At 46.5% G+C, this 16583-nt stretch carries 21 protein-coding genes; all 21 read left to right on the top strand.

Going from position 1 to position 16583, the window contains the following annotated elements:
• Window positions 1-102: 102 nt before the first annotated feature.
• The 21 genes from H8704_RS04430 to H8704_RS04325 all read left to right on the top strand — a co-directional run bounded on the left by H8704_RS04430 (window position 103) and on the right by H8704_RS04325 (window position 16577).
• Window positions 103-384 carry a VRR-NUC domain-containing protein gene (locus tag H8704_RS04430; protein WP_117717894.1) on the top strand — a complete coding sequence of 94 codons (282 nt, stop codon included), beginning with the start codon at window positions 103-105 and terminating at the stop codon, window positions 382-384.
• Window positions 365-1738, top strand: a complete 1374-nt coding sequence (locus H8704_RS04425) for an SNF2-related protein (RefSeq protein WP_249297481.1) — start codon at window positions 365-367, stop codon at window positions 1736-1738. The genes H8704_RS04430 and H8704_RS04425 overlap by 20 nt, the downstream gene beginning before the upstream one ends.
• Window positions 1722-2192, top strand: a complete 471-nt coding sequence (locus H8704_RS04420) for a hypothetical protein (RefSeq protein ID WP_408611189.1) — start codon at window positions 1722-1724, stop codon at window positions 2190-2192. Before H8704_RS04425 ends, H8704_RS04420 begins: the two co-directional genes overlap by 17 nt.
• Window positions 2193-2200: 8 nt before the next feature.
• The gene (locus tag H8704_RS04415) at window positions 2201-2557 is read left to right on the top strand and encodes a type II toxin-antitoxin system PemK/MazF family toxin (RefSeq protein WP_249297479.1); all 357 of its coding nucleotides are present in this window, start codon (window positions 2201-2203) and stop codon (window positions 2555-2557) included.
• Window positions 2558-2645: 88 nt separating this feature from the next.
• A complete protein-coding gene (locus H8704_RS04410) occupies window positions 2646-4049 on the top strand; it encodes a hypothetical protein (protein WP_249297478.1) in 1404 nt (467 codons plus the stop codon).
• Window positions 4050-4218: 169 nt separating this feature from the next.
• On the top strand, window positions 4219-4572 hold the full coding sequence (locus H8704_RS04405; protein ID WP_249297477.1) for an HNH endonuclease: 354 nt from the start codon (window positions 4219-4221) through the stop codon (window positions 4570-4572).
• A gap of 264 nt (window positions 4573-4836) precedes the next feature.
• Window positions 4837-5292, top strand: a complete 456-nt coding sequence (locus tag H8704_RS04400) for an RNA polymerase subunit sigma-70 (RefSeq protein WP_249297476.1) — start codon at window positions 4837-4839, stop codon at window positions 5290-5292.
• The gene (locus H8704_RS04395; protein WP_249297475.1) at window positions 5273-6529 is read left to right on the top strand and encodes a site-specific DNA-methyltransferase; all 1257 of its coding nucleotides are present in this window, start codon (window positions 5273-5275) and stop codon (window positions 6527-6529) included. The genes H8704_RS04400 and H8704_RS04395 overlap by 20 nt, the downstream gene beginning before the upstream one ends.
• Window positions 6507-7775: a DNA cytosine methyltransferase gene (locus H8704_RS04390; RefSeq protein ID WP_117795932.1), complete on the top strand. Its 1269-nt coding sequence runs from the start codon at window positions 6507-6509 to the stop codon at window positions 7773-7775. The genes H8704_RS04395 and H8704_RS04390 overlap by 23 nt, the downstream gene beginning before the upstream one ends.
• A 96-nt stretch (window positions 7776-7871) precedes the next feature.
• Window positions 7872-8654, top strand: coding sequence for a hypothetical protein (locus tag H8704_RS04385; protein WP_249297474.1), 783 nt, complete (start codon window positions 7872-7874; stop codon window positions 8652-8654).
• The gene (locus H8704_RS04380; protein ID WP_117781589.1) at window positions 8642-8875 is read left to right on the top strand and encodes a DUF4314 domain-containing protein; all 234 of its coding nucleotides are present in this window, start codon (window positions 8642-8644) and stop codon (window positions 8873-8875) included. The genes H8704_RS04385 and H8704_RS04380 overlap by 13 nt, the downstream gene beginning before the upstream one ends.
• Window positions 8868-9047, top strand: coding sequence for a hypothetical protein (locus H8704_RS04375; protein WP_249297473.1), 180 nt, complete (start codon window positions 8868-8870; stop codon window positions 9045-9047). Before H8704_RS04380 ends, H8704_RS04375 begins: the two co-directional genes overlap by 8 nt.
• Window positions 9048-9059: 12 nt before the next feature.
• Window positions 9060-9632 carry a helix-turn-helix transcriptional regulator gene (locus H8704_RS04370; protein ID WP_249297472.1) on the top strand — a complete coding sequence of 191 codons (573 nt, stop codon included), beginning with the start codon at window positions 9060-9062 and terminating at the stop codon, window positions 9630-9632.
• Between the two features lie 122 nt (window positions 9633-9754).
• Window positions 9755-10702: an amidoligase family protein gene (locus H8704_RS04365; RefSeq protein WP_249297471.1), complete on the top strand. Its 948-nt coding sequence runs from the start codon at window positions 9755-9757 to the stop codon at window positions 10700-10702.
• Window positions 10703-10795: 93 nt separating this feature from the next.
• Entirely contained in the window at window positions 10796-11269 is a 474-nt protein-coding gene (locus H8704_RS04360) for a gamma-glutamylcyclotransferase family protein (RefSeq protein WP_117781593.1), read from the top strand.
• 312 nt (window positions 11270-11581) lie between these two features.
• Window positions 11582-11938 carry a DUF7698 family protein gene (locus H8704_RS04350; protein ID WP_117781595.1) on the top strand — a complete coding sequence of 119 codons (357 nt, stop codon included), beginning with the start codon at window positions 11582-11584 and terminating at the stop codon, window positions 11936-11938.
• Window positions 11939-12014: 76 nt separating this feature from the next.
• Entirely contained in the window at window positions 12015-12494 is a 480-nt protein-coding gene (locus H8704_RS04345; protein ID WP_117781596.1) for a phage terminase small subunit P27 family, read from the top strand.
• Entirely contained in the window at window positions 12494-14041 is a 1548-nt protein-coding gene (locus H8704_RS04340) for a terminase large subunit (RefSeq protein WP_117795919.1), read from the top strand. Before H8704_RS04345 ends, H8704_RS04340 begins: the two co-directional genes overlap by 1 nt.
• An 84-nt stretch (window positions 14042-14125) precedes the next feature.
• Complete coding sequence (locus H8704_RS04335) at window positions 14126-14404, top strand: hypothetical protein (RefSeq protein ID WP_117781598.1); 279 nt, start codon at window positions 14126-14128, stop codon at window positions 14402-14404.
• Between the two features lie 59 nt (window positions 14405-14463).
• Entirely contained in the window at window positions 14464-15774 is a 1311-nt protein-coding gene (locus tag H8704_RS04330; RefSeq protein ID WP_249297469.1) for a phage portal protein, read from the top strand.
• A complete protein-coding gene (locus H8704_RS04325; RefSeq protein ID WP_117781600.1) occupies window positions 15771-16577 on the top strand; it encodes a head maturation protease, ClpP-related in 807 nt (268 codons plus the stop codon). The genes H8704_RS04330 and H8704_RS04325 overlap by 4 nt, the downstream gene beginning before the upstream one ends.
• Window positions 16578-16583: the final 6 nt, after the last annotated feature.

The raw sequence follows: 16583 nt of genomic DNA, 5'->3' as shown, positions 1-16583 counted from the left end.
TGAGAATTAGAAATAAAGATAAAAAGAGCAATTCATGTATATATGCGCGTATAGGAGTTAAAGGCATATGGCAACCGCAATCGGCAAAGGAGGTATCTGGTTTTGCTAGAAAGTACAGTAGAGAGACATTTGAGGGAAGAAGCTAAAAAGCGGAAAGGCATGGCGTTAAAGTTCGTATCGCCCGGTATGAATGGAGTGCCTGACCGCATCGTCCTGATGCCGGACGGGAAAATGGCATTTGTGGAACTGAAAGCACCGGGGAAGAAGCCGAGACCTCTTCAGCTGAAGAGAAAGCGGATGTTTGAGAGGTTAGGCTTTCCCGTTTATGTAGTTGATAATATCGAACAGATCGGAGGTATCCTTGATGAAATACAAAGCACATGATTATCAGCAGTATGCAACAGATTTTATAATCGAACATCCCGTGAGCTGCCTGATCCTTGACATGGGACTTGGGAAAACGGTCATCACGCTCACGGCACTGTGGCTTCTGCTGTTTGATTATTTTGAAGTAAGGCGGGTGTTGGTGATTGCACCAAAACGTGTGGCTGAGACCACATGGCCGGCAGAGATAAAAAAGTGGGAGCATCTTTACGGCATGACATCTGCAGTGGCAATGGGAACTGCAGCACAGAGAAAAGAAGCACTTCTGTCAGGAGCAGATGTGACCATCATCGGAAGGGACAATGTTTCGTGGATGACAAAAAATATGTTTTTTGATTTTGACATGGTCATCATCGATGAGCTGTCGAGCTTCAAGTCCCCAAAGGCACAGAGGTTCAAAGACCTGAAAAAAGTAAGGCCGATGGCAAAGCGGGTGGTCGGACTTACCGGAACACCGGGAAATCTTATGGACCTGTGGGCGGAGATAGGGATTCTTGATATGGGGCAGAGGCTTGGGAGATTCATCGGTGGATACCGTGACAGGTTCTTTGTTCCGGATAAGCGGAATCGTGAGATCATCTTTTCCTACAAGCCGAGGGAAGGCGCTGAAGAAAAAATATATGAGCTGATCTCTGATATCAGCATTTCCATGAAGGCTGTTGATTATCTTGATATGCCGGAATGCATAAGCAACCGTGTGAACGTATCCATGTCGGAATCCGAACAGGTGCTTTATGACAGGATGGCAGATGAAATGATCCTTGAATACGGGGAAGGACAGGACATCGATGCGGTAAATGCAGCAGCCTTAAGCAACAAGCTCCAGCAGATGGCAAACGGTGCAGTCTATGATGAATCCGGCAATGTCCGTAATATCCATGACAGAAAACTGGATGCTCTGGAAGACCTGATCGAATCGGCAAACGGGAAACCGCTTCTGGTTGCATACTGGTTCAAGCATGACAGGGAGAGGATATTAAAGAGATTTCCGGCAAGGGATATCAATACAAAGAAAGACATTGATGACTGGAATTCCGGAAAGATCCCTATTGCACTGATCCATCCGGCATCGGCAGGACACGGACTGAATCTTCAGGAGGGCGGATCGACAATCGTATGGTTTTCCCTTACATGGTCCCTTGAACTGTATCAGCAGCTTAATGCCAGACTTTACAGACAGGGGCAGAAACACACGGTTGTCATAGAGCATCTGGTAACGGATGGGACGGTCGATGAGGATATCCTTCATGCAATCGAGAGGAAGGACAATACACAGAATGCAATGATAGAAGCGGTAAAGGCAAGGATTGGAGGTATGGCGGATGACGGCAGAAGTAATGATGAAGGAATATAAGAACATGAAAAAGGAACTGACCGTGACTGAGTTCCAGCTCCGTCAGTTTCAGGGAGTGAGCGAACAGGACATGATCGATTCCATGCTCTATGCCCATCCGGAAGGGGAAAGGGTGCAGACCAGCACTCTTTCCGATAAGACGGCAAACATAGCGATCAAGTACAGGACAGCAATCGAAAGGGAGAATGACGAGTGGTATGGTTTCCTTTTTCACAGATATATGTTCCTGAAGGAAGAACTGGATTTTTTCGAGCATGCAGTGAACGGACTGGATGAAAGACATAGAAGCATCATCACGGATCTTCTGGATGAAGATATGACATGGGACATCATGATGGATCGATACCATGTGAGCCACACGATGATAGCAAAGTACAGAAAAGCAGCATTAAAGGAACTTGATAAACAGTATGAACTTAGGGACAGACAGGTGGAAGCCTTTGTTCTCGGATAGGAGGTTTTATGTGTAAGCGTGGAGATATTTACTATGTGGATTTTGGAGAAAAAGATGGAAGCAAGCAGGGCGGTGTCCGTCCGGCACTGGTGGTAAGCAATAATAAGGCGAATAAGCATTCACCTGTGGTCACGGTCGTTCCGCTGTCAGCCAGGGTGTGGAAAAAGAAGTATCTTCCGACCCATGTGCAGATCCCCAAAGGCAGCGGTCTGAACAAGCCGAGCATGGCTCTGGCGGAACAGGTGGAGACCCTTGATAAAACAAGACTTGGTGACAGAATCGGGGAAGTGCTGGATGACATGGTCATGGAGCAGATTACAGTAGCGCTCCAGATACAGATAGGTGCATATGCAGAGTACAATTAAGGCAGTCAGACGGCTGTCTTTTTTGTTTGCTCTATGGTAAAATCTTAATATGCTTTTAATGTGTGAAATTGGGAAGGTGTGATATTTTATGTCCTATGAAGAAGATTATAGAGAACCTTATCGTGCAAAATGCGTTTGTGGTCGGGGTTACTTACAATTTTACAGGATACATCTGTCAAATGACTGGGGACAGGAAAAAGAGAATGACACGGCTGTTGAGATTTTCTGTGAAAGTTGTAAGAAAAAATATCATTATGAGAGAAATCACGGAAGCGATTATTTAGTCCCAGATGGATTATCATTTCCAAATCAGATCCCTGAATTGAATAGAAAATATTCTTATAACGATAAGGAACAGCTTGTAAAAAAATATGGACGGGAAAGAATAGAGGCTATGGTAGCAGATATGACTGCACCAAAGCATCGTTTTATAAAAAATCTGGAAAATGACGATGCAATTAAATTTGCAAATCGCTGGGCGCAGTGGTATAGAAAAAAATCACTGTCACCTATGATTTCATATTTACAAAATATTCTGGATCAATATAGTGATTTAGAGAGCAGCATTGAGTGTAAAAAACCATATAATGAAAAGTATCATCAGGAAATGAATGCTTTTTCAAAGATGGAAATGGAAACAGAGAAGAAGAGTTATAGGCTGTCATTCCAATATGATAAAAAACAGGATGAAGCCGATAAAGAGAGAAGAAGACGGGAGCAGGAACGCTACGAAGAAGAACATCGATATGATGATTTTGAGGCAGTTGTTCATTATGATCCGTCATATAAAAGAGATTTTTCCAATCAATACTGGGACAGTTATTTTATAAAAGAGTGTACAGATATGCAGCATCTGTCTTTAGATAAGCCGGAATATGGAAAACCAGTAATAACAATTGCAAAAGAATATGCCTGCGTGTGCCAGATTTGTGGAAAGGAAGAGAAGATACTTTCATCCAGCATGAAGATATCATATGATGAGGAACAAGGGTATTATCTGGAAAAAAGCTGTAGCTGTCACTGTGTTTCATCTTTTGAAGCAAAAACAATGGATATATTAGATCAACTGGGAATTACTTATATCCGGGAAAAATCCTTTGATGGCTTGGTTGGAGATTCCGGAAAGAATCTTCGGTTTGATTTCATATTGTCAAAATCAGTAGACGAAACTGGGAAAGCAATATTTGATCTGGCAATAGAATTACAGGGACCACACCATTATAAAAAAGGATATTATGATGAGTTCGGTACATACGTAACAGACGATTGTTCGGACAATAAAAGTATAAATGATAGGTTTGAGCGTCAGCTAAAATACGATGATAAAAAGAAGAAATATTGTCAGCAGCATGGAATCAGCTTAGAGTGCATTAAATATGCGGCATCTAATGATATTGATTGTTTAGAAAAGATGCTTAGAAATATTTTGAAACAGCACGGATATCGGTATTTCGTTGAGAACGAGAAGCATGGTGAACAGATGGTGTACTAGAGGTGCACTAAAGGTGTACTAAAGGTGTACTGACTTTTTATTTTACAGGTGCTATGATTAAGATGGCAAAAATGGAAGGGAGCAGAAATGCTCCTTTTCTTTATGCCCGGAGGCGGTGTCTTTCCAATCCTTTCACACCGCCCGTGTACATAGAAGGGAGGAATAGCAGATGCCGATGAAACCAAAGAAACCGTGCAGACATCCCGGATGTCCGAAGCTGACAGACGGTCTGTACTGTGAGGAGCATGAAGCACTGCACCGTGGTGACAGGACGAGCAGCAGTAAGCGTGGTTACAATAGGCGGTGGCAGAAGGCAAGGGCGAGGTACTTAAAAGCACATCCTTTGTGCGTGCAGTGCATGAAGGAAGGCAGGGCAGTGACCGCAACCGTTGTCGACCATGTGAAGCCACACCGTGGTGATCCCGTTCTGTTCTGGGACGAGAAGAACTGGCAGAGCTTATGCAAACCTTGTCATGATAAAAAGACATGGAACGAGGATAACAATCCTGAGTATCGGTTCTGATGGCAGACCGTGGGGGTATCAAAATCTCTACGGAGCAAGCCGCTGAAGACCGATGGCCCCCTTTGCGTGAATTTTCGCAGAATTAAACAGGGGGGATATAAAACAGACAGGATAATTTTCGCAGAATGTACTTAAAACACGGCAAAAAGGGGTATTTTCTTTTGCCGGAAAATTATGAAAAACGCAATATTTAAGGCTGGAAAACAGTGTAAAAACATTGTTTTTCCGGCCTTTTTTCGTGTGCTGGAAGGAGAGTGAGAAAGGATGACGGACACACAGGCAAAGCAGATCAACGAGATGCGTATGCGGGGCATGGGATATAAAGCTATCGGAATGGCAATCGGACTGTCCCGTGACATCGTCAGGAATTACTGCAAGCGACATAACCTTGCCGGATATGCCACAGTGGTTTCAAAAAATATGAAACTCATGGTGGACGGTAAAGAGGTATGCCACTTCTGCGGTAATCCAATCGAACAGCCGAAGACAGGCAGACCGAGACGGTTCTGCTGTGAAAAATGCAGAAGGGAATGGTGGAAAGCACACCCCGAAGCAGTGAAGAAAAGCGAGAAGGCTTCCTACACGTTTGTATGTGAGCAGTGCGGGAAGCCATTTATTTCCTATGGAAACAAGAACAGAAAATACTGTGGCCGTGAATGCTACTTCCGGCACAGATTTTTAGCAGAGGAGGATCAGGAAGATGCAGTTTCAGAGTTATAAAATAGCAGACCTTATCCCCGCTTCCTATAATCCAAGAAAGAAGCTGAAGCCGGGTGATAAGGAATATGAAAAAATCAAGAACTCCATTAAAGAGTTCGGATATGTCGAGCCGATCATCATCAACTCAGACATGACCATTATCGGAGGACACCAGAGAGCCACGGTTCTTTCAGACCTCGGATATACGGAAGTGGAGTGTATCATGGTCGATATCGACAAGACCAAGGAAAAGGCACTCAATGTTGCCCTTAATAAGATCACGGGTGAATGGAATAAGGAACTTCTGGCGGACCTTATCAAGGATCTTGAGGATTCCGATTTTGATGTCGGCGTCACGGGTTTTGAACCGCCGGAGATAGAGCAGCTTTTCAATTCCGTGCATGACAAGAAGATCACGGAAGATGATTTTGATGTGGAAGCGGAGCTTGCAAAACCGACCGTTGCAAAGGCGGGTGATGTGTGGCTGCTCGGAAAGCACCGTGTCATCTGCGGTGATTCCATTCTGCCGGAAACTTACGATGCACTGATGGATGGACGGAAAGCCAACCTTGTGCTGACGGATCCTCCATACAATGTAAATGTTGAGGAGACAGCCGGAAAGATAAAAAATGACAACATGCCGGATGAGGATTTCTATAAATTCTTATTCGCAGCATTTGTCAACATGGAGCAGTCGATGGAACAGGATGCTTCCATTTATGTTTTCCATGCGGATACGGAAGGGTTGAATTTCAGAAAGGCATTTAAGGATGCCGGGTTCTACCTTTCCGGCTGCTGCATCTGGAAAAAGAATGCACTGGTGCTTGGAAGGAGTCCGTACCAGTGGCAGCACGAGCCGTGCCTGTTCGGATGGAAGAAAGGCGGTAAGCACCAGTGGTATTCCGACAGGAAGCAGACAACCATCTGGGAATATGACCGTCCGAAGGCGAGCAAGGATCATCCGACCATGAAACCCGTGGCACTTATGGCATATCCGATACAGAACTCATGCATGAGCAACTGCATCGTGCTTGACCCGTTCCTCGGTTCAGGTTCCACGCTGATCGCCTGTGAGCAGACGAACCGTATCTGCTACGGCATTGAACTGGATGAGAAGTTCGTGGATGTCATCGTGAACCGCTACATTGAACAGCGTGGTTCGGATGCTGATGTATATGTGCTCCGTGATAATATGAAAATTTCATATCAGGATTTATGCAGGGGAGGGATGTATAATGAAGCAGATGACATTTCTTGACCTGTGTTCCGGCATAGGCGGTTTCAGGCTTGGCCTGGAAACTGCCGGCCATAAGTGCATCGGATACTGTGAATATGATAAATTTGCAAGAGCCTCCTATGAGGCTATGTATGATACGGAAGGAGAGTGGAAAGCTCATGATGTCACAAAACTTAAATCCGAAGATGTCCCCTATGCAGACATCTGGTGCTTCGGATTCCCATGTCAGGACATCTCCGTTGCTGGAAAACAGCGGGGACTGGTCGGAAAAAGAAGTGGAATATATTACAACATTATTGACCTCCTCAAAGGTAAAGAAGAAAGTGCTAAACCCACATACTTACTTGTTGAGAACGTTAAGAACCTGTTATCGATCAATGCAGGATTCGATTTTGCCTCAGTTCTGTCTGAAATGGACGAAGCAGGGTATGACTGTCGGTGGCAGGTGCTTAACTCCAAAAATTTCGGAGTGCCACAGAACCGTGAGCGTGTGTTCATTATCGCAAATCTTAGAAGCAGAGGTAGACGAGAAATATTACCTCTCACCGGAGAAAACGCAGCAGCTCTTAACCAGCTTATAGGAGGTATGCAGGGTTACCGTGTTTACGGGACGGACGGCATCTCCGCAACGCTTGTCGGCAATGCCGGAGGCGTCGGCGCAAAGACAGGGCTTTATTTCATCGACCAGAGCAACCATGATCCGAAGATCACGGACACGGCAAGATGCCTGACTGCACGGTACACTGCCGGGATGACAAACCACACGGCAATGAACTCAGCGGTGCTTGAAGTTCATCCGGTCCTGACACCGGAACGTATGGAGAAAAGACAGAACGGCAGACGCATGAAGGATGACGGAGAGCCGATGTTCACGCTGACATCTCAGGACAGACACGGTGTGTATGTCTGTAAGAAGGAAGATTCCGTGAAAGTCAGGAATGCCACAAAGACAGGATACGATGTTGCCCGTGAAGGTGACGGCATCAATCTTGCGTATCCGGACAGTACGACCAGACGGGGCCGTGTAGGCAAGGGCTGTTCCCAGACGCTGGACTGTTCTGGTCAGATGGGTACGCTCATGAGGGGCGGACGCATCAGAAGGCTGACACCGAGGGAGTGCTTCCGGTTACAAGGATTTTCTGATGAGCTGTTTGACCGTGCATCGGCTGTCAACTCCGATGCACAGCTATATAAACAGGCGGGGAATGCAGTGACGGCAACCGTGGCATATGCGGTTGCGATGTCCCTGCCGGAGTCCAGAAACTGACCTTACATTTTCTTTTGGAAAGTACCATTATCTGCTTGACTATATGGGCGTTCAGAGTGATATATGGTACTACCAAAAGGAAAGGAGATCAGCAGAATGGAAATTATAACAAACGCTGAAAACAGAAAAGAACTGGTAAAAGCCTTAGCCGGGCATTTCGGACAGAGGTCAGAGTACCTTGGACCACCAAGTTTTGCATACCGCATCGGCAGCATCACGGTGGACAGGGATGCAAAGGTCATCCTTGAAGATGATAGTATGGAAGATGAGGTGAGAAGGGTGCTTTTTCAGAACGATGTTGCAGAAGAAACACAGGAACCACAGACGGAAGAACCAGAAGCGGAAATAAAAATACCAATTGGTGATATGACACCACAGGGAATCATCAACCTGATAAACATGATGCATTCCAAGCAGTACCTTATCAACAGGGCAGCCGGAAGGGAGTGCATTTCCATTACGGATACGCTGACAGATGCACTTGCCGAAAGAACCTTTGAAAATACGGAAGAAGCGGTAAGGTTCATTACGGAACATGGCGGATGCAGGGGAGTCGCATTTAAGGTTGGAAACATTGATTTTACGGGATTCCCGCATGCGGACAGCATGATGGAATATTGCAGACTGGCAGCAGCTATGGTAAAGAAGGCATCGGAACAGAAACGTGTAAATCCGAAACAGACCATTGAAGAAAATGAAAAATATTACATGAGGGCATGGCTTGTGTCCATCGGATTTGGCGGGAGCGAAGGAAAGGAAGTAAGAAATTTCTTTCTTAAGGGACTGAAAGGACACACGGCATTCAGAACCCCGGAAGATGCGGAAAAATGGAAAGCCAACCGCAGGGCAGAAAGGGGGACAACGGTATGTTTGGAGTAAGCAGACAGACACTTGAAAGACTCAGAAAAGAATATCCTGCGGGAACCAGGGTGGAACTTATCCGCCTTGATGACCCATACAGAAAGATACCGTCAGGAACCATAGGAACGGTCGAGTTCGTGGATGATGCGGGACAGCTCCACACGGTGTGGGAAGGACACGGCTCTCTTGCAATGATCTACGGAGTGGATGAATGGAGAAAGGCAGATACCAATGAGTAAGATAACGACCGTATGTTACGGTAAGGAAGATACATGGGAAACGAAGGAAGCTGCGGAGCAGTTCTTCCTTCAGGCCATGATGGGTTCTGACGGAAGTGAACGGGAGCGGTATACAAATATATACATAAAACTGCAGATGGGGCTGACCTACTGCACGGATGAAAAATTTTAAACGAGGTGGATGATGAAAGAAATCAGGAGAAAGCTGATGGCTCTGATGAAGAAGCATCAGATGGGAATAACAGAATTTGCAGAGAAATGTGGTATGGAAGAAGGTAGAATGGAAAGAATCCTTCACAGCAGGGGAAGGCTCACACCGGCCGAGGCGGTACAGATCGCAGCAGCCTTCGGCCAGACGATGGAAGAAGCGTTTGATATCGACCCCCTTCCAATGGACGAAGTCCGTGAAATGGAAAATACGGAGTTTCATAAGATGGTGACGGAGCATCTGAACACGATAGCAAAGATACACAAGAAAACTCCTGCAGAATTTGCAGAGCAGTGTGGTCTGACGGAGCGGAGGGTAAAGAATCTGCTGGACGGCACGGCAAGGATGAGTGTTGTTGAAGCGGTAAAGATTGCGGATGGATTCAATGTGTCCCTTGATTATCTGCTTGGGTATTATCCTTATCCGCTGCCGACACCGAAGACGGAAGAACAGGTCCGTGCCTTTGAAGCAATCGGAAAAATGAACCTCGATGAACTTGCAGAATTTGCAGAAAAACTAAAGGAAGAGCTGCCACAGGAAGAGTCATAATATACACAATTCCAACCGCAGATGTTTGTGCAGTTTATGGCACATATATAACTGGATATATGTGTGTTTTAGAGCGAATATGTACCTACCGAAAGGGAAGAAAACAAACGGAGGTACAAGCCATGAACGAAAGGATTGCAAGACAGATTGAGGAAATGAAGAAACAGACCATCGGAGTTGAGGTCGAAATGAATAACATCAGAAGGGGTAAGGCAGCAGAGCTTGCAGCTGCATTCTTCGGAACGGGAAGATTTGAAAACACGGCTTCCAGAAACGGATATTATACATGGTCAGCATGGGACGAAAGCGGAAGGGAATGGAAATTCCAGAAGGATGTCAGCATTGCGGGACCTGATGATAAGAAATGCGAACTGGTGACACCGATCCTTACCTACAGCGACATTGAAACACTGCAGGAACTTATCAGGAAGCTCAGACATGCGGGGGCAAAGAGTGATGCGACAAGGGGATGCGGGGTACACATCCACATCGGTGCAAAAGGGCACACACCGCAGACACTCAGAAATCTTGCAAACATCATGGCGGGGCATGAGAACCTTCTGGCGGATGCCTTAGACCTTGACAGGGGAAGGATGAACCGCTACTGCAGAACGGTAGACCCAAGATTCCTCAAGGAACTCAACAAGAAGAAACCGAAGACGATGGCTGCCCTTGCAGACATCTGGTACACCTCAAACAGAGCAAGCTACGGACGGAATCAGCATTACAATGACAGCAGATACCATATGCTGAACTACCATGCAACCTTTACAAAGGGGACGGTTGAATTCAGGCTTTTCCAATTCGATGCCCCGGCAGACGGAAAGCTGAACGGACTGCATGCGGGACAGCTTAAGAGTTACATCCAGCTCTGCCTTGCACTCAGCCAGATGGCAAAGGAAGTAAGGACGGCAAGCCCGAAACCGCAGCAGACGGAAAATCCGAAATACGCAATGAGGACATGGCTTTTAAGACTCGGATTCATCGGGGATGAATTCAAGACGGCAAGGGACATCCTCACAAAGAGACTTGCAGGAGACACCGCATTCAGAAGCGGAAGGGCTGCTTGAAGAGAACAGCCTCCTGCCACCTTGGAGCATTGACCGCCATGTGCGGTCTTAAGGTGGTAGAAGGGTGTTCCCTTCGGAAAGGATGGAAACATTATGCAGAAAAGATATTACATTGCTTACGGCAGCAACCTAAATATCAGACAGATGCGGATGAGATGCCCGCATGCGAGGGTGGTCGGAACTGCAGTCATTAAAGATTATGAACTGCTTTTCAAGGGAAGCCTTACGGGTGCCTATCTTACCATAGAACCCAAGAAGGGCGGAGAGGTTCCCGTTGCAGCATGGGAGGTCACGGAATCGGATGAGGCGGCACTTGACCGCTACGAAGGATTCCCAACATTTTATTACAAGAAGGAAATGGAACTGGACATCAAGGGAATACGGACGGGGAAGATACGGAGAAGGAAGTGCTTTGTATATATCATGCACGAAGAACGGAAGATAGGAGTTCCTTCCCTTTCCTATGTAAGCACATGCCTTCAGGGGTATATCAGCTTCGGATTTGACGAGCACTATCTTTCCGAAGCACAGATAAAAGCGGTGGAGGTGGCAGGACATGAAGAGTGAAATACTGCGGATACGGATATGCCCACGGTGCGGAGAAAGATACGTAGCACCGCCCGCTTTATCAAGGACTGATGGAACAACGCTTATCTGCCCAGACTGTGGCACACGTGAGGCTCTTGAGAGCATTGGTGTCGGAACAGAGGAACAGGAACAGATCCTCGAAGCCATCCACAGATCACAGCAGTAATATGTACAATTCCTCCGGTGGATCTTTGTGTACATTATGAAGCAGATATGACTGGATAATATCTGCATTCAGAGCGAATATGTACCTACCGAAAGGGAAAACAAAGAAAACGGAGGAACAAAACCATGAAGAAGATTGAAATTTTTGAAAGAGCCATCAAAGAGGGAGGAAGACTTAAGGATTACGGAATCAATGCAACGGTGTTTGCAGCATACAGAAACCTTGAATACACAGGAAACGAAGACCTCGATTTTGCGGATACCATCTGGGATCATGATATTGCAGAGATTGCAGAGACCTTAAGGGAAAACGGAATCAAGGAATTTACGATAAGCAGCACCTTTTCAGGACTCATAGAAACACTTGCAGCTTTTGAAAAAGAAGGAATAAAGATGGCGGGACTTATCGAGGTGAACGCAGGATACACAGATTTTATGACCGGGGAAAAAGCAAGGATCCCGGCAATCAGAATGACACTTTAAAAACACATGGATAACAAAGCAAAGGACCTCTCCGGAGGTCTTTTATTATGCCCATTTTTACGAGGAGGTGAGGACAGTGGCACAGAGAGGAAGAAAGCCAAAGCCTACGGCAGTAAAGGTGCTTGAGGGAAATCCGGGCAAGAGAAGCCTTAACACGGGCGAACCAAAGCCTGAGAAAAAGGCCCCGCGCTGTCCGGCATGGCTTGAGGACGAGGCAAAGAAAGAATGGAAAAGGATGGCGAAACAACTGGAGCATCTCGGCATCCTGACGGAAATAGACATGGCAGCATTCGCAGGATACTGTCAGGCATATGCAAGATGGAAAGAAGCAGAGGAATTCATCACACAGCACGGTGCAATCGTGAAGACTCCGAGCGGTTACTGGCAGCAGGTACCACAGGTATCCATAGCCCAGACCTATCTGAAGATTATGAATAAGTTCTGTGAGCAGTTCGGTCTTACACCGTCTGCAAGAAGCCGTATTTCAACGGATAACGGGGAAGACAAGCAGAACGATGAAATGGAGCTTCTGCTTGTGAAAGGCGGTGCAAAGTAATGTTTGATAAAGCAAAAGCGGATCATGCGGTGAATTTTATCAACTGCCTGAAACACACCAAAGGACGGTGGAGGGGAGTTCCTTTTGAACTTCTGCCTTGGCAGGATGAGATCATCCGCACGATCTATGGAACAGTAAAAGAAAACGGATACAGGCAGTACAACACCTGTTATTGTGAGATACCAAAGAAAAACGGAAAGTCCGAACTGGCAGCAGCCATTGCACTGTATATGACATGCGGTGACGGTGAGTGGGGAGCAGAGGTATATGGATGTGCTTCCGACAGACAGCAGGCTTCCATCGTATTTGATGTTGCGGTGGACATGGTGGACCAGTGTCCGGCACTGAAAAAGAGGATAAAGCCTGTCATGTCCGTAAAGAGACTTGTGTATAAACCGACCAACAGTTTCTATCAGGTGCTGTCGGCAGAGGCATATACCAAGCATGGTCTGAATGTCCATGCGGTGATTTTTGATGAGCTGCATGCACAGCCGAACAGAGAACTGTTTGATGTCATGACCAAGGGTTCCGGTGATGCAAGAACACAGCCGTTGTTTTTCCTGATCACGACAGCCGGAACAGACAGAAATTCGGTGTGTTTTGAACAGCATCAGAAGGCTCTGGATATCATTGAGGGAAGAAAAATCGACCCGACATTTTATCCCGTGATATATGGTGCTTCCGATGATGATGACTGGTCAAGCGAGGATGTGTGGTATAAAGCGAATCCTTCACTCGGCTATACGATAGACATTGAAAAAGTACAGAATGCCTATATCAGTGCAAAGGAAAATGCAGCAGAGGAGAATGTATTCCGTCAGCTCCGTCTTAACCAGTGGGTAAAGCAGAGCACACGATGGATGCAGATGGATAAATGGGATGCCTGTGCATTTGCCGTAAATGAGGAAGAACTTCTCGGACGGGAATGCTATGGCGGACTCGACCTTTCAAGTTCTACGGATATCACGGCATTCGTGCTGGTGTTCCCGCCAAGAAATGATATGGAAAAATATATGATACTTCCGTATTTCTGGATACCGGAAGATAACATGAGGCTGCGTGTCAGAAGGGATCATGTCCCATATGATGTATGGGCAGCCGAGGGATGTCTTCAGACCACCGAGGGCAATGTCATCCATTATGGATTTATCGAGCAGTTCATTGATGAGCTGGGAACAAAATTTCATATCAAAGAGATTGCATTTGACAGGTGGGGAGCTGTGCAGATGGTACAGAACCTTGAGGGTATGGGATTTACCGTTGTTCCGTTCGGACAGGGGTATAAGGATATGAGTCCTCCGACCAAGGAGCTGATGAAGCTGACACTTGAAGAGAGGATAGCACATGGCGGACATAAGGTACTGCGGTGGATGATGGATAACGTGTTTGTCCGTCAGGATCCTGCAGGGAATATCAAAATGGATAAGGAAAAATCCACGGAGAAGATTGACGGGGCTGTTGCAACCGTCATGGCACTTGACCGTGCAATCAGGAATGAGGGCAGTGACGGAAGTGTGTATGATGACCGTGGCATTCTCGTATTCTGATGCAGCTGTGTATGATTCTGTAAAATCATAATCCGGCTGCATGTTTCTGTGCTAATATAAAGAAAAAGCACAGGAGGCATCCGCATGCAGGAAGAATTTTTTATGAACAGTATGGAACATGATCCAAAACTCAGTGGGGAGCATGGTGCACAGACAAGGAAATCCCTTGCAATGAAAGCAGAGGAGATACTTGGAATGGATCTGGAAGTGATAGTGGCAGATGATGACCTAATGTATGATTCACTGGTAAAACTGAAACCGCTTGAGAATCCAAAGAAAAATCCAATGCAGAATGCACTGAGAAAATATTATTACTACAGGAATGGAAAAGAATTTCCAAGACTGAACAGTTATCAGAGATAATACGGAAACGGCACTTCTTCGGAGGTGCTTTTTTTGTAGCCGTTTTTAGGAGGTGTCACATGGGAATTAAGAGTTTATTTGGTTTCGGACAGGCGAGGGATAAGCCTGTGGATAAGGCGGCTGATGCCGGATATTCGTTCCTGTTCGGACGGACAACAAGCGGAAAGCCCGTGAATGAAAGAACTGCAATGCAGACAACGGCAGTATATGCCTGTGTCAGGATTCTTGCGGAAGCAGTCGCATCCTTACCCCTTCATGTATATGAGTATCAGGATGACGGAGGCAAGAAGCTGGTGCATGAACATCCTTTATATTATCTGCTCCATGATGAGCCGAACCCAGAGATGACTTCATTTGTGTTCAGGGAAACACTGATGAGTCATCTTTTAATATGGGGAAATGCCTATGCACAGATCATAAGGGACGGTGCCGGAAGGGTGCTTGGCCTGTATCCGCTTCTTCCTGACAAGATGGAAGTGCAGAGGGATGACCGGGGAAATATTTATTATGTGTATTCCAGAAACAGTGATGAAAATCCCATGTTCAAGGAATATGGCAACATCAAGCTGAAAGCCGAGGATGTACTTCACATTCCGGGACTCGGATTTGACGGACTGATCGGTTATTCACCGATTGCGATGGCAAAGAATGCTGTCGGCATGACGCTTGCCTGTGAGGAATACGGTGCGAGTTTCTTTGCAAACGGTGCGAATCCGGGAGGGGTTCTGGAACATCCAGGAGTGCTGAAGGATCCGTCCAAGGTCAGGGAATCTTGGAACTCCGTGTACCGAGGTGTGAATAATGCACACAAGATCGCAGTGCTTGAGGAAGGCATGAAGTACCAGCAGATAGGAATACCACCGGAAGAAGCACAGTTCCTTGAGACAAGGAAATTCCAGATAAATGAAATAGCAAGACTTTACAGGATACCGCCACACATGGTCGGTGACCTTGATAAGTCGAGCTTTTCGAATATAGAGCAGCAGTCCTTGGAGTTTGTGAAATACACACTGGACCCTTGGGTGATCCGGTGGGAGCAGTCACTCCAGAGGTCGCTCCTTCTGCCGGGAGAAAAAGGGAAGTATTTCATTAAGCTGAATGTGGACGGACTTCTCCGTGGGGATTATCAGTCGAGGATGAACGGCTATGCAGTCGGAAGACAGAACGGCTGGTTTTCTGCCAATGACATCCGTGAAATGGAGAACATGAACCCTATCCCTGATGAGGAAGGCGGCAACCTGTACCTTGTGAACGGCGCAATGACCAAACTTGCGGATGCAGGGGCATTTGCGGGAGCGGACAACGGACAGCAGAAGGAAGAAGAAAAACTCCCGGCACAGGAAAACAGCAGAAAGAGAGGTAAACGATGAAGCGGAAGTTTTGGAACTGGATAAAGAATGAAGATGAGAGCGTGCCTGATATGGAAAGGACGCTCTTTTTAAATGGCATGATCTCGGATGAAACATGGTACGGGGATGAAGTTACCCCGCAGCTTTTCAAGGATGAGCTGAATGCCGGAAGCGGAAATATCACGGTATGGATCAATTCTCCGGGCGGTGATGTGTTCGCAGCAGCACAGATCTACAACATGCTCCGTGACTACAAGGGAAGCGTGACCGTCAAGATCGACGGCATTGCAGCTTCGGCAGCATCCGTTATTGCGATGGCGGGAAATACGGTATGCGTATCCCCTGTGGCAATGATGATGATCCACAATCCTGCGACTATGGCAATGGGTGAGGCAAAGGATATGCAGAAGGCAATCGCAATGCTGAATGAAGTCAAGGAGTCCATCTTAAATGCTTATGAGTCCAAGACTGGGCTTACCCGTGCAAGGCTCTCACACATGATGGATGACGAGACCTGGTTTAATGCCAAGAAAGCCGTGGAGCTTGGATTTGCAGATAAGATCCTTTTTGATTCCGATGAGGATGAGAAAAAGAAAGAGCCGGAAGAGCCGGAGAAAAAGCCGGACGAAGGCAGTGAAGGAGAGGAAGAGGAGAAAAAGGATGACGGGGAAAAGGAGAAGAAAAAGAAGCTCCCGTTCCAGCAGGATTCCATGATGTTCTCTACAAAGGCGATGAATGAATCGTTCCTTTCCAAGGTATCCCATACGGATGCCATGATACCAGTTAACCAGTTGGAAAAAAGACTGAGTCTTTTAACACATTAAGGAGGA

The sequence above is a fragment of the Jutongia huaianensis genome (genome assembly GCF_014384985.1).
In the GTDB taxonomy this organism is placed as follows: Bacteria; Bacillota; Clostridia; order Lachnospirales; family Lachnospiraceae; genus Jutongia; species Jutongia huaianensis.
This window is presented reverse-complemented; position numbering and strand designations above follow the sequence as displayed.